Source organism: Flavobacterium flevense, from assembly GCF_900142775.1.
In the GTDB taxonomy this organism is placed as follows: Bacteria; Bacteroidota; Bacteroidia; order Flavobacteriales; family Flavobacteriaceae; genus Flavobacterium; species Flavobacterium flevense.
The window spans coordinates 1-1,083 of record NZ_FRCC01000035.1 but is presented as its reverse complement, the minus strand read 5'-3'; the positions used below and the strand labels follow the sequence as shown (position 1 = coordinate 1,083).

Annotated in this window: 2 protein-coding genes; both read right to left on the bottom strand. The window is 32.3% G+C overall.

What is annotated here, in order from left to right; genetic code table 11:
• Positions 1–690 (bottom strand): outer membrane beta-barrel protein (locus BUB89_RS17785; RefSeq protein ID WP_143161169.1); only part of this gene is annotated, 690 nt, incomplete at its 3' end.
• 70 nt (positions 691–760) lie between these two features.
• The coding region (locus BUB89_RS17780) for a T9SS type A sorting domain-containing protein (RefSeq protein ID WP_159434595.1) at positions 761–1,083 on the bottom strand (323 nt) is incomplete at its 5' end.

The window sequence follows — 1,083 nt, the reverse complement described above, 5'->3', positions numbered from 1 at the left end:
AGAACCGTAACCATTTTCAAGAAACATTGCGGCATACAATGCGTTTCTTTTTCCCACATCAAAAGTAAATCCTAATTCAAACATACTCATCAAAATCCCCTTTGTCTGGTATTCTCCAGATGCACTATAATTGCTTTGTCCCCCAAAACCGTATTCTGGTAAATCATCAATAGTCAGGTTAACATCCGGATAATAAGCGGCACCATTTACATAAGCTGCCGATGATTTAATTTTATAATCTACAGGTAAAAAATATTTTGCTCCTGCTCTAAAATTAAAATCAACCCCTTTACTGATAGTAGTTTTATATTGTAAAAATAATGGGATTTGAATCGCTTGTAAGGTTTGCTTCTCTCTATAGTTACTGGTTGTAACATTGTAAACAAATGCAGAAGTGGAAGGATCTATTTCAAAATTAGTTAAAGTTTCTGTTGAATTTTTCAAAGAAATTTCCTGATTGTATTTAGAAAATTCTAATCCTGTACCAATTCCGAAATGATTAGTAAACGAATAAATGTAACCCACTTTTACTGCTCCTGCATGTTCAATTTTGTATCCCGGTGCTGTTATATTAAGATCGCTTTTGATATCTCCGATGCCTGATTGCACCCCTACATAAAACTGAGCAGCTATACCTTGGGAAAGTAAGAAGGTAGTAATTCCGATTGTGTTTTTAATATTAAATTTCATAGATCTATTTTTCAATTAGAATATCCATCCCCATTTATATAAAATGAGGATGTCATATTCTTTAATTTATTTAATTTTTAACTAAAAGGTTTTTTGTAAAATATTTACCATTTGTTAAAGTCATTTTTACAACATAAATCCCTTCAACCATTGGAGCTTTTAGGTCAACTGTATTCTGACTCGTATTGATGTTGATCAACATATTTCCGGTAATAGTGTAAAGTTCAATGCGTGCATTTTGCAATCTGCTTGAATTTACATTGGTGATTAGTTGAAAATCTCCATTACTTCTCACAGGGTTTGGAGCAATTTTTATATACTCTTCTTCAACTGTTGGAGACAAAGTTAGCGGACAAGTTGTAATCAATGTTCCGTCTAATTTTGTTGCTATTG